Below are 26,349 nucleotides of genomic sequence, written 5' to 3'. Positions count from 1 at the left end.
TTGCGCATACTGGACAAGGGCAAGAAGCTATTTATTTCGTAGCAAAAAAAGCCGTTGTCAAGTGCGCTCGACTTCCGTGCGCATGCAAACGCGGCTGGGTCAATGCCCGCCGCTATCCGAACACCACCACGGCATGCAGCAACAGGCCGATCAACCCGCCCACCACGGTGCCGTTGATGCGGATGAACTGCAGGTCGCGGCCCACGTTGAGTTCGAGCTGGCGCACCAGCTGCTCGTCGTCCCAGGCTTTGACCGTCTGGGCGATGTGCGTGGTGACGGTGGCGCGCAAATCGGTCGCCAGGTTTTCGGCGGCGCCCAGCAGATGCTCGTTGACCGAATCGCGCAGGGGGGTGTCGCTTTCCAGCCGGTGGCCGATGGCGCGCAGGCCGCGCTCTGCATAGTTGGCAACTGTCGAATTGTCACGGCCCAGGTCATCGTGCAGCAACTGCTTGATGTCGCGCCACAGTGACGCCGCATACGCTTGCACGGCCGGATCGGTGATGGCTTTTTCCTTCAATTGCTGCACCGAGGCAATCAGTTCGGGGTCGGTGCGCAGCCGCTGGACAAAGGCCGTCAGCCACGCTTCGTACTGCAACCGCACCGGGTGATCGCGCTGGGCCAGCACGTCGCGCAGCTCGTCCAGCATCGAAGCGCTGAGCTTGTCGGCCAGGTTGTCGGCCAGCTCGGACACGTTGGCCACCATTTCGAGCGTGCCGATGATCTTGGGCCACTCCTTGCGGGCATGCTTGAGCATCAGTTGCGCCACCTTGGCCTTGACCTCGTCCTGCAACAAATACCCCGACAGCTTGTGCAGGCCGGCTTCGAGCAGTTCGTGGTGGCGGCCGTTCTGGGTGAGCAGGCCCAGTACGTCACCGGCGGTGGGCGCGGCATTCCAGCGGTGCAGCTGCGCCACGACCAGCTCCAGCGCGGCTTTTTGCAGGCGCTGGTCGTCAAAGGTTTCCAGCAGGCCGCGCGCCCAGCCTTGCGCCTGCCGAACCCAGAACGGCAGGCGTTCCGGGTCAACCAGCCACTGGCCCAAGCGGCGCGCCGGATCGAGTGCGGCGATTTTGGCCAGAATCGTCGCCGGGTCCAGGAAATGGTCGCGAACGAATTCGGCCAGGCCGTCGGCAATGCGGTCCTTGGCTTTCGGAATGATGGCGGTGTGCGGAATCTTCAGGCCCAGCGGATGACGAAACAGCGCCACCACGGCAAACCAGTCGGCCACTGCGCCTATGGCCGATGCCTCGCAAAAAGCCCGCAGCCAGCCCCAGCCGCCTTGTCCGCCCATGGCGTGCGCCAGCACCAGCCCGCACAAGGCCAGCAGCAGCAAGGACACGGCTATTAACTTCATGCGCTGGAGCGGCGCAGCGCGTGGATGGGGCGAGGCGGGCAGGTTCATGGGCAAGCGCTCAGAGGAAAACGTTGGCATGACGATCACAGCGCTGCATCGGCGAGAACACGCGAACATGCAACAGTCATTTTTACTACTTTTTTCATAGCTGCTCCAGACCCTCTGTGTTGGCCTGGATACCTTTTTAACTTGAAAATCGCTACCTTGGCATCATTCATTCATCAAGGCTGGGCACCGGCATGATGACACCGATTGACGGGGTGCAAAAGATAACGACACAACAATAAGTCACATATAAATATAAAAATTACAGTTTCATCGTTAGTGCTTATTGACATACGCAGGCACTTTCAGTCAGACAATGCAAATCCTTCCACCGATTGCCCTTTGCGTCCCTGGCTGACCAAGTGGGGTATTGCCTCGCAAACACTTTACCGTCACGCTTGATCCAGTTCAGAAGCGTCAAAGAAAATACCGATTCAAATGTCATTTCCAGATATACCCACAGCGCTTGGCCAAGGGAAAATCATCTGTCCGCGATGCAGTGACCCGGCCTGCCGCGTCAAACGCACGCTGCGCGATCGATTCATGAGCTTATTCAAGCCCTTCAAGCGTTATCGCTGCGACTATTGCGGCTGGTCTGGAACGGTTTGACCACGCCCGCGAGGCCAGTGCGGGCAGGTTGCCAGAGCGCCGCCAACCCGGCCTCACGCATTCAGCTGCCGGTGGGTTCAAGCAAAAACCCCCTGCGCTCATTCCCCGCCCATGTAGATGAACTTGGCCAGGAATACCGCGGCGATGATCCAGGTCATCCAGTGCACCTCTTTGGCCTTGCCGGTGAAAAGCTTCAGGGCTGCGTAAGTGATAAAACCGAACGCCAGGCCGTTGGCGATGTTGTAGGTGAAAGGCATCATCAACGCGGTCACGACGCCCGGCACGACTTCTGTCGAATCGTCCCAGTTCAACTCGGTCAACTCGCGCAGCATCAGGCAGGCCACGAAGAACAAGGCCGGAGCCGTGGCATATGCCGGCACGACGCCGGCGAGCGGCGAGATGAACAGGCAGGCGAGGAAGAGGACCGCCACCGTCAACGCCGTCAGGCCGGTGCGCCCGCCCGCCTGCACGCCGGCCGCACTTTCGGCGTAGGCCGTGGTGCTTGAAGTGCCGAGGAGCGATCCGGCGAAGATCGCCGCGCTGTCCGCCAGCAGCGCCTTGTTGAAGCGCTCCATCTTGCCCGGCACCAGCAGCCCGGCGCGCTTGGCCACACCCATCAGGGTGCCGGTCGCGTCAAACAGTTCGACCAGAAAGAACACCAGCACCACGTTCAGAATGCCGCCCTTGAGCGCGCCGCTGATGTCAAGCTGCAAGAAGGTGGGCGCGATCGACGGTGGGGCCGCGAAGAGGCCGGCGAACTTGTTGCCGCCAAAGAAGAACGACATCACGGTGACGGTCACGATGCCGATCAGGATGGCCCCGGGCACGCGGTATTTGTCAAGCACGACAATCAGGATGAAGCCAATCGCGGCCATCGCCACCGCCGGTTTGTGCAGATCGCCCAGGGTCACCAGCGTGGCCGGCGACGCAACGACAATGCCCGCGCTTTTCAGCGCGATGATGGCCAGGAACATGCCAATGCCCACGACGATCGCCGTGCGCAGCGACTGCGGTATGCCGCGCACAATCAGCTCGCGCAGGCCAAACAAGGTGATTGCCAGGAACAGGCAACCCGAGATGAACACCGCGCCCAGTGCGGTTTGCCAGGTGTAGCCCATCGCCCCAACCACGACGAATGCGAAATAGGCATTCAGCCCCATGCCCGGCGCCAGCGCGATCGGGTAGTTGGCGTACAGCCCCATGATGGCGGTGCCAAGGGCGGCAATCAGGCAGGTCGCTACAAACACGGCGTCCGGCGGCATGCCGGCGGCCGACAGGATCGAGGGGTTGACGAAGATGATGTAGGCCATCGTCAGGAAGGTCGTCAGGCCCGCGACGATCTCCGTGCGCACATTGGTGCCGTGCGCTTTGAGCTTGAAAAGCTTCTCTAGCAATTGCATTTTTTGTCTCCAGGAATAGCTCTTGGTTGTGGTTTCTCCGGCGCTTTGCGCTTCGGCCCGCAGTCACTTTTTTTGGATTGTGTTTGTTGTGCTTGCCCCCTGGTGTTTCCTGAATCACGCCGTGCCCTGCGGCATCAGGCGCCGGTTTTGCCGTTGTAACGATTCACGCCCGCCACATAGGCGCAGACCAGGTTGCGCTCGTCCGACAAGGTCATCCAGGCAAACACCCGCTCATGCAGGCCGGTTGCCATGGCGTCGCGGCGCTGCGCAACCGGCCCGCTGGCCCAGTCCCAGACACAAACATCGGCAGTGCAGCCAATTTCGAACGAACCGATTTCGTCGGCCAGGCCCAGCGCCTGTGCCGAACCGAGCGTGGCCGCGTGCAGCGCCTTCCACGCGGTGAGGCGCTGGCCGTTCAGGGCCTGGATCTTGTAGGCGTCGGCCATGTTGCGCTGCATCGACAGGCTGGTGCCACCGCCCACATCGCTCGCCATGCTGACAGCCACACCCGCCTGCAATGCGGCGCGCCAGTCGAACAGACCGCTGCCGAGGAACAGGTTGGACGAGGGACTGTGCGCGATGAGCGCGCCGGTGTCGCGCATTACGGCGCGGTCGTTGTCGTCGAGCCAGACGGCGTGCGCGAGCACGCTGCGCGAATGCATCAGGCCGGCGCGGGTGTAGACGTCGAGGTAGCTGCGCGCCTCGGGAAACAGTTCGCGCACCCAGCGCACTTCGCCGCGGTTCTCGGCCACATGGGTCTGCATGTAGGTGGTTGGATACGCAGCGCAAAGGCGCCCTGCCATCGTGAGTTGCGCGGGCGTGCTGGTCGGCGCAAAGCGCACCGTCACGGCGTACGCCAGGCGCTCTTTGCCGTGCCAGCGGTCGATCAGGTCGATGCAGTCGGCTTCGGCCTTGGTCACGTCGTCGCACAGGCCGGCGGGGGCGTTGCGGTCCATCAGCACCTTGCCGGTGATCAGGCGCATGCCACGGGCGCGCGCGCCAGCAAACAAGGCCTCGACGCTGACCTTGTGCACGGTCGGAAACACGACGGCGCTGGTCGTGCCGCTGGCCAGCAGCGCATCAAGGAAGCGCGCCGCACCGGCCTGCGACTCGGCCGGGTCGGCAAAACGCATTTCGGCCGGAAAAGTGTAGGTATTGAGCCAGTCCAGCAATTCGGTGCCATAACTGGCAATGATGTCGATCTGCGGGCTGTGCACATGGGTGTCGATGAAGCCCGGCAGCAGCAGCTTGCCGCGGTGGTCATGTTGCGTCCAGCTTGCATCGGGCAGTTGGTCGCCGGCCTGCACGCCCTTGACGCGGCCATTCTCGATGAGCAGCCAGTGGTCGGCGCGAAAGCGCACGGCAGTGGAATCAACTACCCCCCATTCAGGCGTGCCGGTGAAGTCAAGCAGGTCACCGCGCAGCGCGACGCGGGTGGGTGAGGTGGTGTTCATGGGTTGCGGGCTCAGTTGGTTCGGGGATGGATGTTTGTTTCAAAGGGCGGGGCGGACGAGGCGCCTGGCCGGCGGCGTTGCAGCATGCCGTGGCCGGCCAGGTTGCGGGCCACGCCCTGCACCTGCTCGCGCAACCAGCGTCCCGAAGGCGATGCATGCGTCAGGTCGTGCCAGAGCTGGTAATACTGCAGCGTAGGAAACGGCGCGGGGCAGCGCACGATGCGCACCGGCAGGGTGTCAACGTAACGCGAGCAGAACAGCCGCCCGGTGGTCAGCACCAGCAGGCTTTGCGCCACCATCAGCGGGATCAGGCTGAAATGCGCGCTGCGCACGGTGATGTTGCGCGCCAGGCCAAGCGACACCAGATGCTCGTCGATCACACCGGGCGCGGCGCCCTGCGCACCGGCGTGCAGCGGCATCGGCGCGACGTGTTCGCAGGCCAGATAGCGCTCTGCCGTCCAGGCGCGCGTGCTGGCGGTGCGCACGACCGGGTTGTCTTCGGCCACCAGGCAGACGATCTCGTCGGACATCAGCGGCCCCAGGTGCAACTCGTCCGGAGGCTTGAGCCAGTTGCCGATCACCAGATCGACCTGGCCGGCCGCCAGACTGCGCCGGTAGTCAAATTCCCCGGACAGCGGCAGCAGTTCCAGCCGCACCAGCGGCGCGGCCTTCTTGATGTGCGCGACCAGTTCGGGCAGGAACAGCGGGTCCAGGTAGTCGCTCGCAGCGACACGAAAGGTGGTGCTGCTTGAGAGCGCGTCAAAACCGCGCTGCCGCGAATGCTGGCTGAACAACCGGTCCGCGTCTTTCAAAATCCGGCTGGCCGGCTCAAGAAGTTCGAGCGCCGCCGCAGTCGGCAGCATGTCGCCGCCCGCCCGCACCAGCAACGGGTCACCCGTCAGTGCGCGCAGCCGTTTAAGCTGGGCACTGACAGCGGGCTGCGTGCTGTGCAAGCGCATGGCGGCCCGGGAAACGCTGCGTTCGGAGATCAATGTGTGCAAGACCCGTATGAGGTGGAGCTCGATCTTGTCGAAATTCGGACGTTCAACCATATTCGCAAACAGATAGTTAATATGCTTGCAAGAATATACCGATCGTTCCAAAAAGGACTAACTTTCGGGATGCACAAGATTCACCCCTCCTTCACGTGAGCGCTCCATGAAAACCCGTCCGATCCGCTTTTTTCACCACGGCGCCGTTGTCGAAGTCAGCGGTGCCCACCCGACCCGCAGCGTGCTCGACTGGCTGCGCGAGGATGCCCGCTGCACCGGCACCAAGGAAGGCTGCAACGAGGGCGATTGCGGCGCCTGCACGGTTGTCATCGGCGAATTGCCTGAACACAGCGCGTCAGCCGGCAGCGCGGTGCGCGGCCTGTCACTGCGCACCGTCAACGCCTGCATCCAGTTCCTGCCCACGCTGGACGGCAAGGCATTGTTCACAGTCGAGGACCTGAAGGCGATGGGCGAGTCAGCGCAGTCAACGCAATCGGTCACACCGCCGCCGCTTGAATATGACAAACCACACGCCGTCAAGGCCAGCGCGCTGCACCCGGTTCAGCAGGCCATGGTCGAGTGCCACGGCTCGCAATGCGGCTTTTGCACGCCGGGCTTCGTGATGTCGCTGTGGTCCACCTATGAACACCACAATGCCTGCGGCACCCGGCCGACACGCCAGCAACTGGCAGACGATTTGTCGGGCAACCTGTGCCGCTGCACCGGCTACCGGCCGATTCTGGACGCTGGCCAGCACATGTTCGAGCTGCCTGCGCTGGCGCTGGACACCACGCCGGTGATCGCCGCACTGAAGGCGCTGCAGGCTGAATCGGGCAGCACACCTGGCACTTTCAGCTACGCCGGCCTCAACGCCGACAAGCGCATCGACACCTTCCATGCGCCAAGGACGCTGGCCGCGCTGGCCGAATTGCGTGAGCACAATCCGAAGGCGCAGTTGCTGGCCGGTTCGACCGATGTGGGACTGTGGGTCAACAAGCTGTTCCGCGACCTGGGCGACATCATTTTTCTTGGCAACGTTGACGAGCTCAAGCGCATTGACGAGCGGGTTGGCGCGCACGGCGCCGAGCTGTACATTGGCGCAGGCGCCTCGCTCGAAGCCGCGTGGAGCGCACTGGCGAGCCGCTTTCCCGCGCTGGCCGACGTGTGGCTGCGCTTCGCGTCACCGCCGATTCGCAACGCTGGCACCATGGGCGGCAACGTCGCCAACGGCTCGCCGATCGGTGACTCGCCGCCGGTGCTGATGTCGCTCGATGCGCAAATCGAACTGCGGCGCGGCGCCCGTGTGCGCCGCATGCTGCTTGAAGACTTCTACCTTGATTACATGAAGAACCAGCTGGAGCCGGGCGAGTTCGTGCAGGCGCTGGCGATTCCGCTGACCGTGACTTCGCGCCAGGTGCGCGCCTACAAGATCAGCAAACGTTTCGACTGCGACATCTCGGCGCTTTGCGCGGGCTTTTCGATCGAACTCGACGGCGATGTCGTCAAGACCATTCGACTGGCCTACGGCGGCATGGCGGCCACCGTCCGGCGCGCGGCCGGTGCCGAAGCCGCGCTGCTCGGGCAACCCTGGAGCCAGCAAGCCGTGAACGCCGCCAGGACCGCGCTGGCAGGCGACTACCAGCCGCTGTCCGACATGCGCGCCAGCGCAGGGTATCGCGTTCAGGTCGCACAAAATCTGCTGCAGCGTTTCTGGTTAGAGACCCGTCGCCAGAATCCCTTGCCCGCCCAGTCAACCAGCGTCTTCAGCGTGATGCCGCATCAGGCGGCGCATAAACTGCCCGGCATTGCCGCTTTTGCGACCCAAAACACGGGAGCCTGAGATGAACAAACCCATCGATGCCCTGCTGCTGCTGCTGCCGTCCGAAGCCTTTGCCGACTACCGCAAAAACACTGCAGCGCGGATCGACCAGAGCGCCGAAGCCAATGCCATGCGCAATGGCGCCCGCGTGGGCGTGAGCCGCCCGCATGAATCAGCCCACTTGCACGTAGCCGGTGAAGCAACCTACATCGACGACATTCCCGAACTCGCCGGTACGCTGCACTGTGCGCTCGGCTTGTCGCCGGTGGCGCATGGCAAGCTGACCGGCATGGCACTGGACACCCTCCGCGCCCTGCCCGGCGTGGTGCTGGTGATTTCAGCCTCCGACATTGCGGGTCCCAACGATTGCGGCTCCATCGTTCACGATGACCCGATTCTGTGTGACGGTGAAATCCGCTACCTTGGCCAACCCGTGTTCGCGGTGGTGGCCAGCACGCGCGAAGCCGCCCGCCGCGCTGCGGCGAAGGCCGGGGACGTGCTGACGATCGCCGCCGAACCGCCGGTGCTCACGCCCCAGCAGGCGCACGCCAAGGGCCAGTATGTGCTGCCGCCGATGCACCTGGTGCGCGAAACCCACGGCGGCGCGCAGGCGGCGATCGCCAAGGCGCCGCATCGCCTCAAAAGCACGTTTGAAGTCGGTGGTCAAGAGCAGTTTTACCTCGAAGGCCAGATCAGCTACGCAATTCCGACCGAAGGCGGCGGCATGCACCTGTACTGCTCCACGCAGCACCCGAGCGAAATGCAACACCTGGTCGCGCATGCCCTGCAGCTGCACGCCCACGATGTGCATGTCGAATGCCGGCGCATGGGTGGCGGCTTTGGCGGCAAGGAGTCGCAGTCGGCGATCTTCGCGTGCGTCGCGTCGGTGGCGGCCGCCAGGCTGAAGCGACCGGTCAAGCTGCGGCTCGATCGCGACGACGACTTCCTCATCACCGGTCGGCGCCACTGCTTCTGGTACGAATATGAAGCCGGTTACGACGACGAAGGTCGCGTACTGGGCGCCGAGATCACGATGGTTTCGCGTGCCGGCCATTCGGCCGACCTGTCCGGCCCGGTGATGACGCGGGCGCTGTGCCACTTCGACAACGCCTACTGGCTGCCCGATGTGGCGATGCACGGCTTTTCGGGCAAGACCAACACGCAAAGCAATACCGCGTTTCGCGGCTTCGGCGGTCCGCAGGGCGCCATTGCGATCGAGAACATTCTCGACTCGGTGGCGCGCGCGCTTGGCAAAGACCCCATGGACGTGCGCCGCGCCAATTTCTACGGCAAGGACAACAACAACGTCACGCCCTATGGTCAGGTCGTCACCGACAACATCATCCACGAGCTCAGCGCCGAGCTGGAGGCGAGCAGCGACTACCGTGCGCGCCGTGCGGCCATCACTGCGTTCAACACCACCAGCCCGGTGCTCAAGCGCGGCATCGCACTGGCACCGCTGAAGTTCGGCATCTCGTTCAACGTCAAGCATTTCAACCAGGCCGGCGCGCTGGTGCATGTGTACAACGACGGCTCCATCCTGGTAAACCACGGCGGCACCGAAATGGGCCAGGGCCTGAACACCAAGGTTGCGCAGGTGGTCGCGCACGAACTGGGTGTGAGCTTTGACAGCGTGCGCGTGACAGCGACCGACACACAGAAGGTCGCCAACACCTCGGCCACCGCCGCCTCAACCGGAGCCGACCTGAACGGCAAGGCCGCACAAGACGCCGCGCGCCAGATTCGCGAGCGACTGGCCGTGTGCATCGCCGGCCACCACGGCGGCGCGCCCGAAGCCGTGCGTTTTGCCAACGACAAGGTCGAGGTCAACGGCCGAAGCCTGCCCTTTAGCACTGTCGTCGCCCAAGGCTACCTGGACCGTGTGCAGCTCTGGTCCGATGGTTTCTATGCCACGCCGGGCCTGAGCTGGGACAAGGAAAAAATGTTTGGCCGCCCGTTTTACTATTTCGCCTATGGCGCGGCGGTCAGCGAAGTCGTTGTTGACACGCTGACCGGCGAATGGAAACTGCTGCGCGCCGACATCCTGCACGACGCGGGCAAGTCGCTGAACCCGGCCGTTGACATTGGCCAGATCGAGGGCGCGTTCATTCAGGGCATGGGCTGGCTGACGACGGAACAGCTGGTCTGGCACCCGACCACCGGCAAGCTGATGACCCATGCCCCCAGCACCTACAAGATCCCGACCGCCAACGACTGCCCGCCAGTTTTCAACTGCCGGTTGTACGACGGCCAGAATGTCGAGGACAGCATTCACCGCAGCAAGGCGGTTGGCGAGCCGCCGCTGCTGCTGCCGTTTTCGGTGTTCTTTGCGATTCGCGACGCCGTTTCGGCAGTGGCAGAACACCGTGTCGACCCGCCACTGACAGCACCGGCCACCAGCGAAGCCATCCTGCGTGCCATCACTGCCGTTCAGACGGCAGCGTGAACCATGATTTTTCTGCGCGACATTGCCAGTGACTGGCTGGCGGCAGGTCGCCCGGCTGTGCTGGTCGAAGTGACCGGCGCGCGCGGCTCGGTGCCGCGCGAGGCGGGCACGCGCATGCTGGTCAGCGCCTGCCACGCCGCCGGCACGGTTGGCGGCGGCCATCTTGAATTGAAGGCCATCGAACAGGCGCGTTCGATGCTGGCCAATGGAAGGGCTGCGCCGAAAACCGTGCATTACCCACTCGGGCCTGCGCTGGGCCAGTGCTGCGGCGGAGCGGTGACGCTGGGTTTTTCGCTGCTCGACCGGCAAGCGCTGGCGTCCTGGCCGCAAGCCGCGCCGCGCTTTTATTTGCAGCTGTACGGTGCAGGCCATGTCGGCCGCGCTATCGTGCGTGCGCTGGCGCCGCTGAACTGCGTGGTGGACTGGATCGACGAGCGCGAAGAGGAATTCCCGGCCACCTTCGACGAATCCGGTGGTGCGTGGCCGGGACACATCCGCAAGGTCTGCGTCGATGCGGTGCAAGCCGAAGTGGCGCTCGCCCCGCCCGGTGCCTTTTATCTGGTGTTGACCCACCAGCACGACCTTGACCAGCGCATCAGCGAAGCTGTCTTGCAGCGCGGCGATTTCGGGTTCTTCGGGCTGATTGGATCCAGAACGAAAAAACAGCGTTTCATCCACCGCTTTGAGCAACGCGGTTTTCAGGCATCCCTGATCGAGCGCATGACCTGCCCGATCGGCATCGAGGGCATCGAAGGCAAGGAGCCTGAAGTGATTGCCCTCTCGGTCGCAGCGCAACTGCTGCAGGCTTCGCAGTCGATTGAAAAGTCTGTGTTGCCGTCTTGTCCAGTGAGCGAACAGACCACTTGGTAGCGCGGGTGCGGACACGAACAACCCTCACGGCCATAAAATTTATTGCATAAAGTCATGCATATTTTGCATAAATTTTACGCTCAACTCTCGGACATGCAGGCAGCAAGTTCATAAAATGCTCTCATCGGGCGCCCGCTGAGGGCCGCGCCATCTCATCGCTACAGCTTGAAAAATCTGATGCCGTGTTTGGTGGCACTTCTCCATGGTCAAGCCTCATTTCGAAAAATGTTTTCCACCACCGCCATTGTGGTGACGCCACGTTTTTCGAAATAACGCTTTTTAACCTTGGAGTTTTTTCGATGAACCAACCTGCGATGCAAGGGCTTGAAATCAATACGCCCGCTTACGTCAAGAATGCAAAACTGATCGCCTGGGTCGCCGACATGGTCGCCCTGTGCAAGCCCGACACGGTCTACTGGTGCGACGGCAGCGACGCTGAATACCAGCGCCTGTGCCAACAACTGGTGGACGCCGGCACCTTCAAAAAGCTCAACGAAGCCAAGCGCCCCAACAGCTTTCTGGCCTGCTCCGACCCGACCGACGTGGCACGGGTTGAAGACCGCACCTACATTTGCTCGGCCCAGAAAGAAAACGCTGGCCCGACCAATAACTGGATGGAGCCGGCCGAAATGCGCGCCACGCTGCAACCACTGTTCGACGGCTGCATGAAGGGCCGCACGATGTATGTCGTGCCGTTCAGCATGGGTCCGCTGGGCTCGCCAATTGCGCACATCGGCATCGAACTCTCAGACAGCCCGTATGTAGCCGTCAACATGAAGATCATGACGCGCATGGGCAAGGCCGTGTTCGACGTGCTTGGCACCGAAGGCAATTTCGTGCCTTGCGTGCACACTGTCGGCGCCCCGCTGGCACAGGGCCAGCAAGATGTGAGCTGGCCATGCAACAAGACCAAGTACATCGTGCATTACCCCGAAACGCGCGAAATCTGGTCTTATGGCTCGGGCTACGGTGGCAACGCGCTGCTGGGCAAGAAATGCTTTGCCCTGCGCATCGCGTCCAACATGGGCCGCGACGAAGGCTGGCTGGCCGAGCACATGCTGATCCTGGGCGTGACGACTCCGGAAAACAAAAAATACCATGTGGCGGCCGCATTCCCGAGCGCTTGCGGCAAGACCAACTTTTCGATGCTGGTGCCGCCTGCAGGTTTTGACGGCTGGAAGGTCACCACCATCGGCGACGACATCGCCTGGATCAAGCCTGCCGCTGACGGCAAGCTTTACGCCATCAACCCCGAAGCGGGTTATTTTGGCGTCGCCCCCGGCACCAACATGCTGACCAATCCGAACTGCATGCTCAGCGTTCGCGGCAACACGATTTTCACCAACGTGGCGCTCACCGACGATGGCGACGTGTGGTGGGAAGGCATGGAGCAGGACGCACCCGGCAAGGCATTGCCAGCGCACCTCATCGACTGGCAGGGCAAGGACTGGACGCCGCAAATCGCCAAGGAAACAGGCGCCAAAGCCGCACATCCGAATTCACGCTTTACCGTTGCCGCCACCAATAATCCGGCCCTCGACCCCGCTTGGGACGACCCAAAAGGCGTGGCGATTGACGCCTTCATCTTCGGCGGCCGCCGCTCGACCACCGTGCCCCTGGTGACTGAGGCACGCAACTGGGTTGAAGGCGTGTACATGGCAGCGACCATGGGCAGCGAAACCACGGCAGCCGCCACCGGCCAGGCCGGCGTGGTGCGGCGCGACCCGTTCGCGATGCTGCCCTTCATGGGCTACAACATGAGCGACTACTTCCAGCACTGGCTCGACCTGGGCGAAAAGCTGGCCGCTTCCGGCGCCACGCTGCCAAAAATCTACACCACCAACTGGTTCCGCAAGGGAGACGACGGCAAGTTCGTCTGGCCTGGCTATGGCGAGAATATGCGCGTGCTGGCCTGGATGATCGACCGCATCGAAGGCAAAGGCCAGGGCGAAGACCATGTGACCGGCGTCAGCCCGAGCTACGAAGACCTGAACTGGACCGGCCTGGACTTCAGCGCCGAGCAGTTCAATACCGTCACCAGCATCGACAAGGCGGCGTGGCTCAAGGAACTGGAACTGCATGACGAGCTGTTCAAGCAGCTGGCTTACCACCTGCCCAAGGAACTGGGCGACACCAAGGCCGAGATCGAGCGCCGCCTGGCGGCCTGATACCGCATTGACTTGAAGCACTGGCCTCCCTGAAGAGGCCAGACGCAAAAAAGCCACCGGGCTCAGGTGGCTTTTTTGCGTCCGGGCGCTGAAGGCGCGCACCGGTCGGTTTCGCTTGGAGATCGCTTAGATGTGATAGCGCGTGTGCGGCTGCGCCATGAAAGCATTCAGCTTCGCGGCAGGCTCGGCTGCCATGGCCGGGGCCACGACGTCTTCAACGGCTTCGCTGCGCGACATCGCCGACTGCAGGTCGGCCATCACGCGGCTGTCCTGCCTGGCGATCGCCCACAGGCGCTGGTCGGCGCGGGCTTCGGCAATACGGCGCGACCACCCGTCGAGGCTGCATTTGACCTGCTGGCCGGCGGCGCGCAAGGTGGTGGCAAAAAAGGCCAGCGCCGAGAACAATGCAATCCACAGTCCCATCCAGATCATCAGCAGGTGACTTTCATCTGCGCTGTCCATGACTTCATAAGCCACTGCGATCACTGCCGCTGCCAGGGCGGAACCGAGCAGCAAGGCTGCGCCGCGCTTGCCCGAGACGTCGCGCGGAACCTGTTGCACGGCATCCATCAGGGCCTCCATCCGGTCGGCGCCGTGGTGATGGTCGGGTTGGGGTGTGTTGATAAAGCTGGTCATGGTGGTTTCCTTCGTTCTGGTGTGCTTCCGGGTAGGGGTAGCGGGTAAAGAGATATTAGGGTTTTTACTAATACTATTCAACTTTATATGTGTGATGTTGTTCATTCATAAAATTGATGAGTGAGTCACCATGCCATCACAACAATCTGTCAGGCCACCCAACTTCCGCACGCTCGACCTGAACCTGCTGCGGGTGTTCGACGAGGTCATGGCCGAGCGCAGCCTGACGCGTGCGGCGCGCAACCTGGCGCTGACGCAGCCGGCCGTCAGCAACGCCTTGCGCCGGCTGCGCGAAACGCTGGGCGACGAGCTGGTACAGCGCAGTGGCCAGGGCATGGCGCCGACGCCACGTGCATTGGTGATCTGGCCTGCCGTGCGCGAAGCGCTGGGACAGTTGCAGGCGGCGCTGATTCCCGACGAATTCGTGCCTGGCCAGGCGACCAGCAGTTTTGTGCTGGCCATGGCAGACGCCACCGCCGCCGAGCTGATACCGGGCTTGAGTGACACCCTGGAGCAGGAAGCGCCCGGCGTCAGCCTGCGGGTCGTTCCCCTGTCCACGCGCGACCCCCGGCAGCTGCTGGAGACGCAGGCGTGCGATCTGGCCGTGGGTCACTTCCCGTCGGTATTACCTGACCTGACGGTAAAGGCGCAAAACGGCGAAACGATGCCGTTTTTTTTCCAGCGGCTGTACGACGGCGAATACGTCTGCGTGATGCGTAAAGACCATCCGCTGGCCGGTGGGCGATTGAGTCTGGACGACTTTTGCGCAGCCCGCCACATGCTGGTCAGCTTTTCCGGCAGGCCCTATGGTTTTATCGACGAATCATTGGCAGCGCTGGGCCGCGAGCGTCGGGTGGTGCTGACCGTGAACCAGTTCTTCACCGCCGGCCAGGTGGTGGCCCACTCCAACCTGTTGACGGTGCTGCCGCGCCATTTCGTGCGCGTCACCGGGATTGCCCGGCAACTGGTGCTGCAGCCTTTGCCGTTTGCGGTGTCGCCGGTGCATGTGGACTCGCTGTGGCACCGGCGCTCGGACCGGCTCAGCGCGCATGTCTGGTTGCGGCGCGCTGTTCTGCGGGCAGCTGAAAAGGCTTTTACGGCTTGAAAAGGCCGCCGCTGCTTTGAATTGGGTGGCTGGTGTTCAGCGAATGACGCTCAGGAAAGCGCGGGCTGCGTGGCGCAGCTCCTGTGCCTGGCGCGGGTCGCGTCCGGCACCGGCGTCGGCGCGCTCCATCAACTGGTGCGCGACCCCGCCGGCAGCAGCCACGGCATTGCGTGAAGACATGAAACCGGCGATTTTGGAAAGAATGCGGAACATAAGAAACTCGGTTCTGTATTGGAAGTGGTGATGGATCGATAGTAAGGGTTTTCCCTATGTTTGTACAGCCCATGCCCTTTACTCAGCCATGCCGATACGGCATGGCCGCATTCAAGCTGGTCTGTGCGCCAGAAAAAATCCTGGCGAGGAAGGACTTTCGCGCCTTCCCGCACAATCGGTGGTGTGAACATCCAGCTTCTTTCCGACCTGCACCTTGAGTCCAACCCCTACTTCAAAGCAACGCCGCTGCCAGGCGCCGACGTGCTGGTGCTGGCGGGCGATATCGGCTCTTACCAGGCGGGCTCGCTGCTGACCCGCCTGGCGATTGAGGACTTTGGCCTGGCGCGGTTTTCGCCCTTGCCGGTGGCCCAGGGCGGCGCGGGCTGGCCGACGCCGGTGGTGTTCGTGCCGGGCAACCATGAATACGACGGACTGGAATGGGGCGAAGCCGACGCCCGGCTGCGCGAAGCCTGCCAGCGCCTGGGAATCGTCTGGCTGGAACGCGAGTGCGTGCAACTGCAGGGCGTGCGCTTTGTCGGCTGCACCTTGTGGACCGATTTTGATGCGCTGACCACCGCCGCCGGCAGCCAGGGCAACGCAGCTGACAGCATCACCCTGGGGGAGCAGCTCAAGATGCGTGAAAAAGCTTTTCGCGCCGCCAATTTCTACCTCAAGAAGAACCATGCGCTGCGCCTGGGCCAGCCCATGCTGGCCGAAGCCATGCGCGAAGAGAGCCTGAAAAGTCAGGCCTGGCTGCGTCAGGCGCTGGCGCTGCCCTTTGACGGCCCCACGGTGGTGGTGACGCACTTTGCCCCCAGCCTGCTCAGCGCCGACCCGCGCTACGGGTTGACGCCGGGGTCGGCCGGGTTCTGCAATTCGCTGGACGAGTTGCTGCCACTGGCCAGGCTTTGGCTGCATGGTCACCTGCATTGCCCGAACGACTATGTCAGGCATGGCTGCCGCGTGGTGGCCAATCCGCTGGGTTATGCGCGCAAGGGCGAGCAGGAAGGCTTTCGTCCGTCGCTGCGCATTGCGGTTCATCTATAAGCCTGACAGGGGTGTTGAATTGACGCACCAGCGGCGTGCCGGTGGCTAAACTACGGTTTTGACCAAGGAGCACACCCCATGAAGATTCTTCTGGCCGTTGACGGCAGCACCTACACCAAGAAAATGCTCGCCTACCTGACCACGCACGACGAGCTGTTCGGCGCGCGCAATGAATACACCCTGCTCACGGTGCAGCCCCCCTTGCCGCCCCGGGCGCGGGCGGCTGTCGGCAAGGAAATCGTTGACAGCTACTACGCCGACGAAACCGAAAAGGTCATGGCACCCATCACTGAATTCCTGTCGCACCACAACCTGGCGGCCAAGCGCGAATGGAAGGTGGGGCATGTGGGTGAAACCATTGCCAGCTTTGCCGACGAAGGCAAGTTTGACCTGCTGGTGATGGGTTCGCACGGTCATGGCTCGATTGCCAATCTGGTGATGGGTTCGGTCGCGACGCAGGTCCTGTCACGTTGCAAGGTGCCGGTGCTGCTGGTTCGCTAGTATTGCAGCAGACCGGTTTGCGGCGGCGGCAATGGCCATGAAAACCAGATCTGACCGGTATGATTTTGCTATCTAAAAAATAGCAAACTTTGATTCGCCTATAAGCGCATAAGCCCTAGAATCTTTAAAGACCTCGGCTGACACGCACCCATCATTTTTCAGGCACCTTCAGCGCCTAGGGCGAAATAGAACGTGCCAGCGTCCCCTTGCAGTGGCGCACAGCTGAACAGTTTTCCCGGCATTTTCAGAGCCACCGTACCAGAGGCAAGCCCTTGGCTGGAGTGTGGGACGCCGGCACAACAGCAACGCCGGGCGGTTCAGCGCATTGCAGCGAATGCTGGACGAAGATGCATTGCCGATAAGCAATTAGCAATCCGACCGACCACTTCTTTGTTCAGGACGTGCACCTCTTGCACGGACCGTCAGCCTGAGCGCGGGCGTACGCGCCAAAGGCGCCGTCCATGCCTGGAAGGTCACTTGGCACGGGCGCCTCAAACCGTGGCTGCAGTGCTCTCACGGCGTTGCAACGGGTTCACTAGGGCACTTGGGAACATTCAACCTTTAATGACGGCGTAAACTTCATTTTTGGCGTCCCGCCTCTTGAAGTTCACATCCAAGTGAAAATAGGCGCCCCTTCAAGCTCACACCACGTTTGACAAGCCTCCTGCCTGCAGTTATCTATCGGGTCAAGCCTTTCATACGGAGCAACATACTCCTTAAAGAACTATTTGACATTGATTCTTCATGCAGTCCGAGTGCGACCGTTACCAAAAATCCATCGTGACTTTCTTGAAGCGATTGAGGCGCTTGAATGACGATTCCCGTCCCAGCCCCGATGCCTACCTACCGCCGCTGGTTGCCCTGGGCTGGCGCACTGCTTGGTCTGGCGTTGCTTGTCTGGGTATTACGCGGTTTCGATCTCAACCGCTTTCTGACCACGCTGGCTGGCGCTGATCTTTTTTATCTTGCGCTCGTTCCAGTGGGGCAGGCCCTTGAGCAACTGGTGCGCGCATGGAAGTGGCGGCAGATTCTGAGCCCCTTGAAACTGATCGGCACCCTGCGGCTGTTCGGTGCCGTGATGGCGGGCTATTTGATCGCCAGCCTTGTCCCGTTTGGTTTTGGAACGATTGCCCGTTCATGGATCATTGCGCGAAGTGACCAACTGAAACTTCCAGCCGTGCTGGCCACCGTCGCGCTGGACCGTATCACCGATGGTGTGATTTTTGCCTGCCTCGTGCCCATTGCCTTGTTCGCGGTTGCGTTTGCCGATCCGACGGGAGACATCCGGACCGGCTTGGTCTGGAGCGGTGCAGGAAGCCTGGTGTTTTTTGTGCTCGTGGGGTGTGCGTTATGGGCCTATAAAAGCGGCATGCTCTCGGAACAAGGCAGGGCAATACGGCTCATTGAGCGTTTGCCTTTTCGTTTGAGCCAACCTGTTTCACGTATGGCGATATCTTTCAGCGACGGCATCGTCTGGCCGAATGATAGGTGGCGGGGATCTGCCATCATGCTTGCCAGCCTTGGCATCAAGCTACTGGCAGCAAGCCACTTTTTATGGGCAGGTCTGGCTTTTGGAGTGGTGCTGGCGCCATCGCAGTATGTCTTCATCCTGGTTTTTTTAGGGTTTTTGATCATCCTGGGCCACTTCGCGCGGGTGGCAGGCAGCTTCATCATCGGTGGCATCTTCGCGCTGCGCCTGATGGAAGTGCCAAACGAACAGGCGCTGGCCATGGTGTTGGTGGTGGAGGCGGCAAACCTGCTTTTGGTAGCAGGGATTGGTGCGTTGTCGATGTCGTGGCAAGGCATCAACTTAAGGGAATTGCGCGTTTCCCAAGGGTCGGCAGACGTGCGTACAGGGTTCGAAAGCGATGCTGCCTAATTTTATGAGGAATCGGGGTTGAGGTGAACGGCTTCGATTGTGCTGTCGATGATGTCAAGTGCGAGGTTCAAAACGCGCTTGAGTTCGTCGGTATTACTGAAAGAGCGGTCGCGCAGCCAGCGATCCGGTGGACGAATGCGGGTATTCCACGCGGGAGCTTTTCCGGGCTTCATTGAACGCATTGGCCAGCGTGCGCTCTAGCGCCAACCGGTGGCCGCGCCGATCAGCCCAGCTGCCTGGGTGACCAGCAGTTTCCAGAAGCCCCGTATCAGCTGTTCGCGCCCAGCGGCCGGAGCCTCATTCGCATTGGTTCTGATGGGAGGTTCTGAAAATGTTAGCTCAGCAGCGCATTCACCAAACAAATGCAACCCTAGAACTTTGACCGGCTGGCCCACAAAGAAAAGGATGCGCGCCGTCGGCTTGGGTCATGCCACACGCCAATACCGAGGCGATGGTCCATCACCTGCATGCTCTGAGCGAAGCGGTGCCTGCAGGCCGTGTTGTGCCGGTGATGTGCCACGCTGGATGACGCACCACACCCAAACTACCGCCCTCTCAGTTTTATCCCGCCATGAAACCAGCAGCGTGTCAATGTCAGTTTCGGGCACAAAGCCTTCGGGTCGGAGGCTCCAGGATTCAGCCGGCCAATGCCATTTCAGCCGACCGCGTCAGTGCGCTGGTCAACGCATCAAGCACTTCGGACTCCAGGTTCCAGCAATGCCAGTAAAGCTGGATCAGCAGCACACACGAAGGCGCCAGGTTCACCAGCCGGTGCTGGTCAAGCAGGGGTTGCGCCAGCAGGCGCGGCAGCACGCTGGCGCCCCAGCCGGCCAGCACGGCGCGCACCTGGCCTTCGGAGGAAGGCACGAACAGCTGGTTCAGCATGACGCGTTTAAGACCGAAAGCCTGGCCGACAAACTCGCTTTGCATGTCGTCCTTGCGGTTGAAGGCGACGAAATCGATCTCGCGAAAGTTGTGCGCCGTCAGCGCCTCGCCGCCGAGCCGCTCCTGCGCCAGCGCCGGCGTGGCGACGGCGACATATTCCATCGCGCCGAGCGGCACCACCTTGCAGCCGCGCAATGCCTGTTTGAGCGTGGTGACGCAGCCCAGCACCTGGCCCTGGCGCAGCCATTCATGGGTGAAGTCCTGGTCGTCGGTGATGATTTCCATTGGCAGCCCTGACTGCGCCAGAGCGGTCAGCGCCGGCAGCGCCCAGGTGGCGATGCTGTCGGCATTGATGGCAATCGAAATACGCTCTTCCTCTCGCGCGCCGCGCAGCGAACTGGGCGCGAGTTCCTTCAGGTCACGCTCCAGGTCAGCGCGCAGCAGGCGCAGCATGCGGGTGTGCTTGAGCAGCAGCTGCCCGGCCGAGGTCGCCTTGAGCGGCCGGCTGCGCACGATCAGCACCGTGCCCACCTGGGCTTCAAGCGCGCGCAGCCGCTGCGACACCGCCGACTGGGTGATCGACAGTCGCCGCGCGGCGCGTTCAAAGCCGCCTTCCTCCACAATGGCTGCCAGGCATTCCAGCGCGTCCGGGTCAAAAGTGCTCATGGGAAATGGCTTTCAGTATTAGTTGCGCTGATGATTTAGCTGACAGTTTAATTTGACTGTTACAAGCTGCCAAGCTCCTGCACACTTGCGCTTTGCACAAGGGGAACGGCATGAAAGTTGTGGTTTTGGGCGCAGGCATCATTGGCGTAAGCACTGCCTGGCATTTGCTGCAGCGCGGGCACGAGGTAACGGTGGTCGACCGGCAGCCCGACGCTGCACTGGAGACCAGCTTTGCCAATGCCGCGCAGATTTCCGTCAGCTACTGTGAGCCTTGGGCCAACCGCGACGCGCCGCTGAAGGCGCTGAAATGGATGTTCCGCGACGATGCGCCGCTGCTGTTCCGGCCGCGCATGCCGTTTGGCGAAGGCTGGCAGCAATGGCGCTGGGGCCTGCAGTTCCTGGCGCAGTGCAACGATGCGGCCTTCGAGCGCAATGTGCAGCAGCTGGTGGCGCTGGGGGCCTACAGCCACGCCGCGCTCAAGGACGTGGTGCGGACCACCGGCATCGACTACCACCGGCTGGAGCGCGGCATTGCGCACTACTACACCGAGCAAAAATCGTTTGACACCGCCGGCGACGCTGCTGCGCTGATGCGCAAGTACGGCGTGGCGCGCCGCGTCGTGAGCACCGCCGAGTTGTTGAAGATCGAGCCGGCCTTGAGCCAGTTTGCCGACCACATCGTCGGCGGCACCTACACCGCCAGCGACGAAAGTGGCGACGCCCGTGTGTTTACCCAGTCGCTGGCCCGGCGCTGCGCAGACGGCGGCGTTAATTTTTTATACAGCCACGACGTGCTGCGACTGGATGCAGTTGGCAATGCTATTGAATCAGTCGCTATACGGGCCCGCCCATCAAGCGCCAAAGGCATAAAAGATGGGAAATTGACACATTTGAAGGCCGATGCGGTGGTGGTGGCCTGCGGCTCCTACAGCGCGCCGTTGCTGCGCAGCGTCGGCGTGGATTTGCCGATCTATCCGGGCAAGGGCTACAGCGCCACCTTCAAGCTGCTCAAGCCCGAGCTGGCGCCGTTTGTCAGCACCATCGACGACGAAGTCAAGTGCGCCATCAGCCGCCTGGGCAACGAGTTGCGCGTGGCCGGAACCATCGAGGTCGGCAGCTACGACCTGTCGCTCGACACGCCGCTGGCCAAGGCCAGGTGCCGCATGCTGGCCCAGCGCATAGAAAACGTGTTTCCCGGCGTCTGCGACACGCGACTGGAAGAAGAAGGCGGACAGCCAAACTTCTGGACCGGCCTGCGCCCGGCGACGCCGACCAACATTCCCTACATCGGCAAAACCAAAATTGGCCGGCTGTGGGTGAATGCCGGGCACGGCACGCTGGGCTGGACGCACGGCGCGGGCTCGGGCAAAGCCATGGCAGAACTGATCAGCGGCGAGGCGCCGGCCATGGCTTTCGACTTTTACGGCTACCCACACGGCCGCCGTGAGTCCGGGCTGTCTGCAGCCTGAGCTTTTTTGCACCGCGCACGGTAACGGTTTGCCTTAAAGCGCCTGAAAGTGCCTGAAGGGTCATCTTTTCCTACAGGCACTGCTTTTTCAGGCTGACAGCCGGAAGGTCCAAAGTCGGCGACAGTGAAAAAATGACCACTCAAAAATCCAACACGTCACCGGCCAATTCCCCTGACCAGCCCGCTGCTGGCAAGGGCATGCCCGCCAAAGACCCGCAAGCGCAAGCGCCCATGGTCGGCAAACAGCCCGACCTGAAGGACAGCGCGGCCGGGGACCGGCTCGAATTGCCCAGCGACCGTGACCAGGCGCAGGACATGACCAACGGCCAGCCCAGCCCGCATATCAAGCAGGCCGCTCAGGATGTGAAGGACGGCAAGAAGGACACCAGCAAGGCGACTGAGATGGACACCGCTTACAAGAAGCTGTGAAGGGTTGATGCCACGCGGCAATGCTGCCTGCGCGTTATGTTGCGGTCCGTTCAGGGGCCGGGGCGAAAATGAAAAGTTTTTTACTAAAATAGGCTTTTCCGTATATTAGACAAGTGTTTCTAGCTATTCATTTAATAGCATTCAAGCGCATCGAATGCTTTCCAGGCCCAGCGCAGTCAACCGGGATATAGGGGTTGAGGCAACGCACTCTCGCATCCAAAACCCTTAGCGCCAGCACCAAAGCCGGTGCTCACCAGTGGCATCAGTTAAATTAGCCCTCTATGTTGCCACTCTCCCCACTTCGCAAAGCGAACAGCCCGAGCTTTTCGCCCCGGGAATTCCGTGCCTCGCTGGCAATGTTTGCCACCGGCGTGACCATCGTCACGGCACGCACGCCAGCCGGCGTTCTGGTCGGCCTGACCGCCAATTCCTTCAACTCGGTGTCCCTTACTCCACCGCTGGTGCTCTGGAGCCTGTCGCAAAGCGCCAGCTCAATGGCCGCGTTCAGCACCGGTTCGCACTACGCCATCAACATCCTGTCAACCGGCCAAAAAGAACTCGCCGAGCGCTTTGCCAGCCGGCATGAGGACCGCTGGGCGGATGTGGCCTTCACCGACGGCGCCAGCGGCGCGCCCTTGCTGACCGGATCGGCCGCCACCTTCGAATGCTTCAACCGCAGCCGCTACGAAGAAGGCGACCATGTGATCTTTGTCGGCGAGGTCGAGCGCTGCAGCCACCAAGCCGGCGCTGCGCCACTGCTGTACCACGGCGGCAGGTTCTACACCGAGCACCCGCTCTAAGCCGGCGTCACCGCCTTTCGGCCGGCCTTGCCGGCAAACGGAAATCGACCACGTTTTTGCATTTTCCAGTGCCACGGACGCCCCATGACTGAACGCAAAACCCATCTCGACACTTTGGCGGTCTCGCTGCTGCTGGGCTGCTGCCTGTTCTGGGGCCTGCAGCAGGTATTGATCAAGGCCACGCTGGCCGAAATACCGCCCATCTTTCAGGCGTCGTTGCGTTTTGTCGGGGCGACCGCACTGCTCTGGCTGTGGTGCGCATGGCGCCGGATTCCGCTGTTCAGCCGCGACGGCTCGCTGCGTGTCGGGCTGCTGGCAGGCGCCCTTTTTGGCGGTGAGTTTGCCTGTATCTATTTGGGCCTGCAATACACCACGGCGTCGCGGCTGACGGTGTTTTTGTACACCTCGCCGTTTTGGGTCGCGCTGCTGGTGCCGTTTTGGGCGCACTCGGAAAAGCTGCGCGGCGTGCAGTGGGTCGGGCTGCTGTGCGCTTTTGTGGCGGTGGTGTTCGCGCTGCGCGAAGGCTTTTCCGGCGGCGCGGCATCGACCGTTCGCGGCGACCTGCTGGCCCTGGCGGCCGGCATGCTGTGGGGCCTGACGACGGTGGTGATCCGGGCTTCCAGGCTGGTGAAGCTGCCGGCGGAAAAGATGCTGTTCTATCAGCTGGCCGTCAGCGCTGTGGCTTTCCCGGCGCTGTCGCTGGGACTGGGCGAAGTCTGGACCTGGCACTTCAGCACTTTTGGCCTGGTGTCGCTCGGCGTGCAGACGGTGATTGGTGCCTTTGCCAGCTACCTGGCCTGGATGTGGATGCTGGGCCGCTACCCGGCCACGCAGATTTCGACCTTTGTTTTTTTCACGCCGCTGTTCGCGCTGCTGTTTGGCGCGCTGTGGCTGGGCGAAGCGGCCAAGCCCAGCCTGCTGGCGGCGCTGGCCACGGTAGCGGCAGGCATTGTGCTGGTCAACCGCAAACCGCGCACTGCAGCCTGACCCGCAAGGCGCCAGGACGCGAAAGCACAGGCAACAACCTGCTTTATGCGTGCGCGATGACTGGCTGCGCCTGAGACCAGGCCTGCTCGGCAACCTGCGCCAGCCAGACCTGCAGCTGGCCTGAATCGATCGGCTTGGCAAAGTGAAAGTTGAAGCCCGCCGCAAAGGCGGCCTGCTTGTCCCGGGGCTGGCTGTAGCCGGTGACAGCCGCCATGACCGCTGTCTGCATGCCGGGAATCAGGCGCAGCTGGCGCGCCAGCGTGTAGCCATCCATGTCCGGCAGGCCAATGTCGAGCAGACACAGGTGCGGCAACACCCGGCGCGCGCATTCGATTGCAGCAGCAGGATGGAACTGCACGAAAACTTCATGCCCGAGCAGTTCGATGAACATTCCCAGCATGCGCGCCGCATCGACGTTGTCATCGACCACCAGAATGCGCAGCGGGTTGCCTGTAAGGCCGTAAGCCCCATCGCCAGGCTCGTCCCCACGCTTTTCGTCATGTTGCGTCAGGCGCGGCAGAACCATCGTCACTTCGCTGCCCATGCCGATTCCAGCGCTTTGCGCCTTGACATATCCGTCATGCATCTGCATCAGGCTGCGGACCAACGCAAGGCCTATGCCCAGCCCCCCCTGGGAGCGGTCGGAGCTTCTTTCGCCCTGGGTGAACAGCTCGAAGGCAACGTCGAGCAATTCGCTGGACATGCCAATGCCGTTGTCACGCACACGCAACGTCAGGTGGTCCTCGTCCGCCACCAGTTGCAGGTCAATCCGGCCGCCGCTGGGCGTGTACCGGATGGCGTTGCCGAGCACGTTGGCCAACACCTGGACCAGACGCAGCCTGTCACCCATCACTTGGGTACTTTCCGGTGACAGCTGGATCTCAAGATGGTGCGCCTTGGCCTCCAGCAAGGGGCGGATCTGCTCCAGCGCTTCGTTGGCGATGGTTTTCAGGTCTGCCGGTTGCAGGTCCAGCGTCACCTTGCCCCGGGTGACGCGGGAGACGTCCAGCAGATCGTCGATCAGGCGGGTCATGTGCCGGGCCTGGCGCGAAATCACTTCGCTCAGCTGCCATACGCTGGCTTGATCCAGCGTGCCCCGGGACAGCAGGTCTGCGGCGGTTGCAATCGGCGCCAGCGGATTCCTGAGCTCATGGGCCAGCATGGCCAGAAACTCGTCCTTGAGCCGGTCGGCATGCTGCAAGCCCTGCTGCGCCAGCTTCTGCTCGTGAATGTCGGTGCAGGTTCCTATCCAGCGGATGATCATGCCCTGCGCGTCGCGCATCGGCCGGGCACGGCCCAGAACCCAACGGTACTGACCCGAATGGTGACGCAGCCGGTATTCAATCTCATAAAACTCACCGGTGGACAAACAGTGGCGCCATTTGTCCATCGCCAGTTGCCGGTCTTCGGCATGGAACAACTCCTTCCACTCTTCGCCATCGGTGCTGCCCTGCGTGACGCCAGTGTAGTCATACCATTGCTGGTTGTAATAGTCGTGAAAGCCATCCGGCTGCGTACCCCAGAGGATCTGCGGTATGGCATTGGCGATGGTGTGGTACTTGGAGGCCGTTTGAAGCAAATTGTCGTCGGCGCGGGCATGTTCGGTGACGTCATTGCCCTCGATAAAAACCCCGCGGATGATCCCGTCGGGACCGGTGATGGGCTGAAAAATGAAATCAACGAAACGCCGCTCCAGCCGGCTCTTGCCATACTGCGAAAAAATCACCGGCATCCGCGTCCCGATAAAGGGCTTGCCGGTGGCATACACCTCATCGAGCAGCGCGGCATAGTCCTGGCCCTCCACTTTGTGGCCAATCTCCCCAAAGGTCTTGCCGACGATCTGGTCGCGACCGACCAGCCGCAGATAAGCATGGTTGGCCATCTCATAAACATGGCCGGGCTCGCGCACCACCGCCATGAAGCTGGGCGCCTGTTCAAACATGCTGTAGAGCCACTGGGTTTCGCTCCGGCGGGATTTTTCAGTGGGGACCTTGGCGGTAGTTTCTACCAACGCGCAGTACAGCCCGGCTACCCTGCCGTCGGGACCATCGACCGGCACAGGCGAAAAGCCGATTTCCACCTGCCCGTCGACGCCATTGCGGCGCAGCGCCAAAAGTGCGCTCTCCGGAGGTGCATCCTCCCCGGCAAGGGTCCGATTGACCCGCCACGCGATGTCGGGGTCTGCTTGGGTCCACACTTCATACAGGGGCAGGCCCATCGCTGCCAGATGTTCTTGTCCCAGGATTTCCAGGCAGGCGTCGTTGTACAGCAGGCACAGCGCAGGCCCCCAGGCCACAAAGACAGGCGTTGTGGAACGCAACATAAGGCTGACAACCGTCTGGAGCGCTTGCGGCCACGTGTCCGGATGACCAAGCGGCGAGCGGGCCCAGTCATGGCGGCGCATCAGTTTCCCCGCTGTGCCGCCGTCCATCAAAAATCTGGAAATTGCTTTTAGTTCTTGAGCCAAAATTTGATTTTTTCAACTAAATTAATAATGTTACCTGCGATGCATGCTAATCGAACAGGACGGTATGGTCGAGCGCATGCTGTCGCAGACGCTTCAAAAAAGCATCTTTGGC

General features: G+C 62.0%; 21 protein-coding genes. 12 read left to right on the top strand and 9 right to left on the bottom strand.

Annotated elements, in window-relative coordinates; all coding sequences use genetic code 11:
• Positions 1-112: 112 nt before the first annotated feature.
• From IWX87_RS06250 to IWX87_RS06235, 4 genes are all read right to left on the bottom strand, one after another.
• Positions 113-1,393, bottom strand: a complete 1,281-nt coding sequence (locus IWX87_RS06250) for a DUF445 domain-containing protein (RefSeq protein ID WP_370583786.1) — start codon at positions 1,391-1,393, stop codon at positions 113-115.
• 710 nt (positions 1,394-2,103) lie between these two features.
• On the bottom strand, positions 2,104-3,405 hold the full coding sequence (locus IWX87_RS06245) for an NCS2 family permease (protein WP_196862650.1): 1,302 nt from the start codon (positions 3,403-3,405) through the stop codon (positions 2,104-2,106).
• A gap of 134 nt (positions 3,406-3,539) precedes the next feature.
• Positions 3,540-4,859 carry a guanine deaminase gene (gene guaD / locus IWX87_RS06240; RefSeq protein ID WP_196862649.1) on the bottom strand — a complete coding sequence of 440 codons (1,320 nt, stop codon included), beginning with the start codon at positions 4,857-4,859 and terminating at the stop codon, positions 3,540-3,542.
• An 11-nt stretch (positions 4,860-4,870) separates the two neighbouring features.
• Positions 4,871-5,911 (bottom strand): LysR family transcriptional regulator, encoded by a 1,041-nt coding sequence (locus tag IWX87_RS06235; RefSeq protein WP_196862648.1) that lies wholly within the window; start codon positions 5,909-5,911, stop codon positions 4,871-4,873.
• 106 nt (positions 5,912-6,017) lie between these two features.
• On the opposite strand from IWX87_RS06235, the gene xdhA reads away from it, so the two are divergent.
• The 4 genes from xdhA to IWX87_RS06215 all read left to right on the top strand — a co-directional run bounded on the left by xdhA (position 6,018) and on the right by IWX87_RS06215 (position 13,154).
• Positions 6,018-7,691, top strand: a complete 1,674-nt coding sequence (gene xdhA / locus IWX87_RS06230; protein ID WP_196862647.1) for a xanthine dehydrogenase small subunit — start codon at positions 6,018-6,020, stop codon at positions 7,689-7,691.
• A 1-nt stretch (position 7,692) separates the two neighbouring features.
• Entirely contained in the window at positions 7,693-10,116 is a 2,424-nt protein-coding gene (xdhB, locus tag IWX87_RS06225; protein ID WP_196862646.1) for a xanthine dehydrogenase molybdopterin binding subunit, read from the top strand.
• Between the two features lie 3 nt (positions 10,117-10,119).
• Positions 10,120-10,986, top strand: a complete 867-nt coding sequence (xdhC, locus tag IWX87_RS06220) for a xanthine dehydrogenase accessory protein XdhC (RefSeq protein WP_196862645.1) — start codon at positions 10,120-10,122, stop codon at positions 10,984-10,986.
• Between the two features lie 299 nt (positions 10,987-11,285).
• The gene (locus IWX87_RS06215; RefSeq protein WP_196862644.1) at positions 11,286-13,154 is read left to right on the top strand and encodes a phosphoenolpyruvate carboxykinase (GTP); all 1,869 of its coding nucleotides are present in this window, start codon (positions 11,286-11,288) and stop codon (positions 13,152-13,154) included.
• A 126-nt stretch (positions 13,155-13,280) separates the two neighbouring features.
• Here IWX87_RS06215 and IWX87_RS06210 read toward each other — a convergent pair whose 3' ends face one another.
• Complete coding sequence (locus tag IWX87_RS06210; RefSeq protein ID WP_196862643.1) at positions 13,281-13,790, bottom strand: hypothetical protein; 510 nt, start codon at positions 13,788-13,790, stop codon at positions 13,281-13,283.
• A gap of 130 nt (positions 13,791-13,920) precedes the next feature.
• Here IWX87_RS06210 and IWX87_RS06205 point away from each other — a divergent pair, with 130 nt between their 5' ends.
• On the top strand, positions 13,921-14,895 hold the full coding sequence (locus IWX87_RS06205) for a LysR family transcriptional regulator (RefSeq protein WP_196862642.1): 975 nt from the start codon (positions 13,921-13,923) through the stop codon (positions 14,893-14,895).
• A gap of 36 nt (positions 14,896-14,931) precedes the next feature.
• On the opposite strand, the gene IWX87_RS06200 is transcribed toward IWX87_RS06205, so the two are convergent.
• Positions 14,932-15,108: a hypothetical protein gene (locus IWX87_RS06200; protein WP_196862641.1), complete on the bottom strand. Its 177-nt coding sequence runs from the start codon at positions 15,106-15,108 to the stop codon at positions 14,932-14,934.
• A 183-nt stretch (positions 15,109-15,291) separates the two neighbouring features.
• Here IWX87_RS06200 and IWX87_RS06195 point away from each other — a divergent pair, with 183 nt between their 5' ends.
• The 3 genes from IWX87_RS06195 (at position 15,292) to IWX87_RS06185 (ending at position 18,535) form a co-directional block, all read left to right on the top strand.
• The gene (locus tag IWX87_RS06195; RefSeq protein WP_196862640.1) at positions 15,292-16,155 is read left to right on the top strand and encodes a metallophosphoesterase; all 864 of its coding nucleotides are present in this window, start codon (positions 15,292-15,294) and stop codon (positions 16,153-16,155) included.
• Positions 16,156-16,233: 78 nt separating this feature from the next.
• A complete protein-coding gene (locus IWX87_RS06190; RefSeq protein WP_196862639.1) occupies positions 16,234-16,656 on the top strand; it encodes a universal stress protein in 423 nt (140 codons plus the stop codon).
• A gap of 811 nt (positions 16,657-17,467) precedes the next feature.
• Positions 17,468-18,535, top strand: a complete 1,068-nt coding sequence (locus IWX87_RS06185) for a lysylphosphatidylglycerol synthase transmembrane domain-containing protein (RefSeq protein WP_196862638.1) — start codon at positions 17,468-17,470, stop codon at positions 18,533-18,535.
• Between the two features lie 2 nt (positions 18,536-18,537).
• Here IWX87_RS06185 and IWX87_RS06180 read toward each other — a convergent pair whose 3' ends face one another.
• A complete protein-coding gene (locus tag IWX87_RS06180) occupies positions 18,538-18,708 on the bottom strand; it encodes a hypothetical protein (RefSeq protein ID WP_196862637.1) in 171 nt (56 codons plus the stop codon).
• Between the two features lie 463 nt (positions 18,709-19,171).
• Positions 19,172-20,086 carry a LysR family transcriptional regulator ArgP gene (locus IWX87_RS06175; RefSeq protein WP_196862636.1) on the bottom strand — a complete coding sequence of 305 codons (915 nt, stop codon included), beginning with the start codon at positions 20,084-20,086 and terminating at the stop codon, positions 19,172-19,174.
• Between the two features lie 110 nt (positions 20,087-20,196).
• Between IWX87_RS06175 and IWX87_RS06170 the strand changes: the two genes are divergently transcribed.
• The 4 genes from IWX87_RS06170 (at position 20,197) to IWX87_RS06155 (ending at position 23,770) form a co-directional block, all read left to right on the top strand.
• On the top strand, positions 20,197-21,555 hold the full coding sequence (locus IWX87_RS06170) for a D-amino acid dehydrogenase (protein WP_196862635.1): 1,359 nt from the start codon (positions 20,197-20,199) through the stop codon (positions 21,553-21,555).
• A 131-nt stretch (positions 21,556-21,686) separates the two neighbouring features.
• Positions 21,687-21,983, top strand: a complete 297-nt coding sequence (locus IWX87_RS06165; protein WP_196862634.1) for a hypothetical protein — start codon at positions 21,687-21,689, stop codon at positions 21,981-21,983.
• Positions 21,984-22,264: 281 nt separating this feature from the next.
• On the top strand, positions 22,265-22,783 hold the full coding sequence (locus tag IWX87_RS06160; RefSeq protein ID WP_196862633.1) for a flavin reductase family protein: 519 nt from the start codon (positions 22,265-22,267) through the stop codon (positions 22,781-22,783).
• 84 nt (positions 22,784-22,867) lie between these two features.
• Positions 22,868-23,770 carry a DMT family transporter gene (locus IWX87_RS06155; protein WP_196862632.1) on the top strand — a complete coding sequence of 301 codons (903 nt, stop codon included), beginning with the start codon at positions 22,868-22,870 and terminating at the stop codon, positions 23,768-23,770.
• A 43-nt stretch (positions 23,771-23,813) separates the two neighbouring features.
• On the opposite strand, the gene IWX87_RS06150 is transcribed toward IWX87_RS06155, so the two are convergent.
• Complete coding sequence (locus IWX87_RS06150; RefSeq protein ID WP_196862631.1) at positions 23,814-26,093, bottom strand: PAS domain-containing protein; 2,280 nt, start codon at positions 26,091-26,093, stop codon at positions 23,814-23,816.
• Positions 26,094-26,349 lie beyond the last annotated feature (256 nt).

The sequence above is a fragment of the Polaromonas sp. CG_9.7 genome (assembly GCF_015752205.1).
Lineage (GTDB): Bacteria > Pseudomonadota > Gammaproteobacteria > Burkholderiales > Burkholderiaceae_C > Polaromonas.
This window is presented reverse-complemented; position numbering and strand designations above follow the sequence as displayed.

What these genes read in the sequence shown, in the direction of transcription:
- IWX87_RS06160 (WP_196862633.1), top strand. Translation starts at nt 22,265, where the DNA reads ATGTTGCCACTCTCCCCACTTCGCAAAGCGAACAGCCCGAGCTTTTCG.
- guaD (WP_196862649.1), bottom strand. Translation starts at nt 4,859, where the DNA reads ATGAACACCACCTCACCCACCCGCGTCGCGCTGCGCGGTGACCTGCTT.
- IWX87_RS06235 (WP_196862648.1), bottom strand. Translation starts at nt 5,911, where the DNA reads ATGGTTGAACGTCCGAATTTCGACAAGATCGAGCTCCACCTCATACGG.
- IWX87_RS06175 (WP_196862636.1), bottom strand. Translation starts at nt 20,086, where the DNA reads ATGAGCACTTTTGACCCGGACGCGCTGGAATGCCTGGCAGCCATTGTG.
- IWX87_RS06205 (WP_196862642.1), top strand. Translation starts at nt 13,921, where the DNA reads ATGCCATCACAACAATCTGTCAGGCCACCCAACTTCCGCACGCTCGAC.
- IWX87_RS06180 (WP_196862637.1), bottom strand. Translation starts at nt 18,708, where the DNA reads ATGAAGCCCGGAAAAGCTCCCGCGTGGAATACCCGCATTCGTCCACCG.
- xdhA (WP_196862647.1), top strand. Translation starts at nt 6,018, where the DNA reads ATGAAAACCCGTCCGATCCGCTTTTTTCACCACGGCGCCGTTGTCGAA.
- IWX87_RS06210 (WP_196862643.1), bottom strand. Translation starts at nt 13,790, where the DNA reads ATGACCAGCTTTATCAACACACCCCAACCCGACCATCACCACGGCGCC.
- IWX87_RS06245 (WP_196862650.1), bottom strand. Translation starts at nt 3,405, where the DNA reads ATGCAATTGCTAGAGAAGCTTTTCAAGCTCAAAGCGCACGGCACCAAT.
- IWX87_RS06185 (WP_196862638.1), top strand. Translation starts at nt 17,468, where the DNA reads ATGACGATTCCCGTCCCAGCCCCGATGCCTACCTACCGCCGCTGGTTG.
- IWX87_RS06200 (WP_196862641.1), bottom strand. Translation starts at nt 15,108, where the DNA reads ATGTTCCGCATTCTTTCCAAAATCGCCGGTTTCATGTCTTCACGCAAT.
- IWX87_RS06150 (WP_196862631.1), bottom strand. Translation starts at nt 26,093, where the DNA reads ATGTTGCGTTCCACAACGCCTGTCTTTGTGGCCTGGGGGCCTGCGCTG.
- xdhB (WP_196862646.1), top strand. Translation starts at nt 7,693, where the DNA reads ATGAACAAACCCATCGATGCCCTGCTGCTGCTGCTGCCGTCCGAAGCC.
- IWX87_RS06170 (WP_196862635.1), top strand. Translation starts at nt 20,197, where the DNA reads ATGAAAGTTGTGGTTTTGGGCGCAGGCATCATTGGCGTAAGCACTGCC.
- IWX87_RS06190 (WP_196862639.1), top strand. Translation starts at nt 16,234, where the DNA reads ATGAAGATTCTTCTGGCCGTTGACGGCAGCACCTACACCAAGAAAATG.
- IWX87_RS06155 (WP_196862632.1), top strand. Translation starts at nt 22,868, where the DNA reads ATGACTGAACGCAAAACCCATCTCGACACTTTGGCGGTCTCGCTGCTG.
- xdhC (WP_196862645.1), top strand. Translation starts at nt 10,120, where the DNA reads ATGATTTTTCTGCGCGACATTGCCAGTGACTGGCTGGCGGCAGGTCGC.
- IWX87_RS06215 (WP_196862644.1), top strand. Translation starts at nt 11,286, where the DNA reads ATGAACCAACCTGCGATGCAAGGGCTTGAAATCAATACGCCCGCTTAC.
- IWX87_RS06165 (WP_196862634.1), top strand. Translation starts at nt 21,687, where the DNA reads ATGACCACTCAAAAATCCAACACGTCACCGGCCAATTCCCCTGACCAG.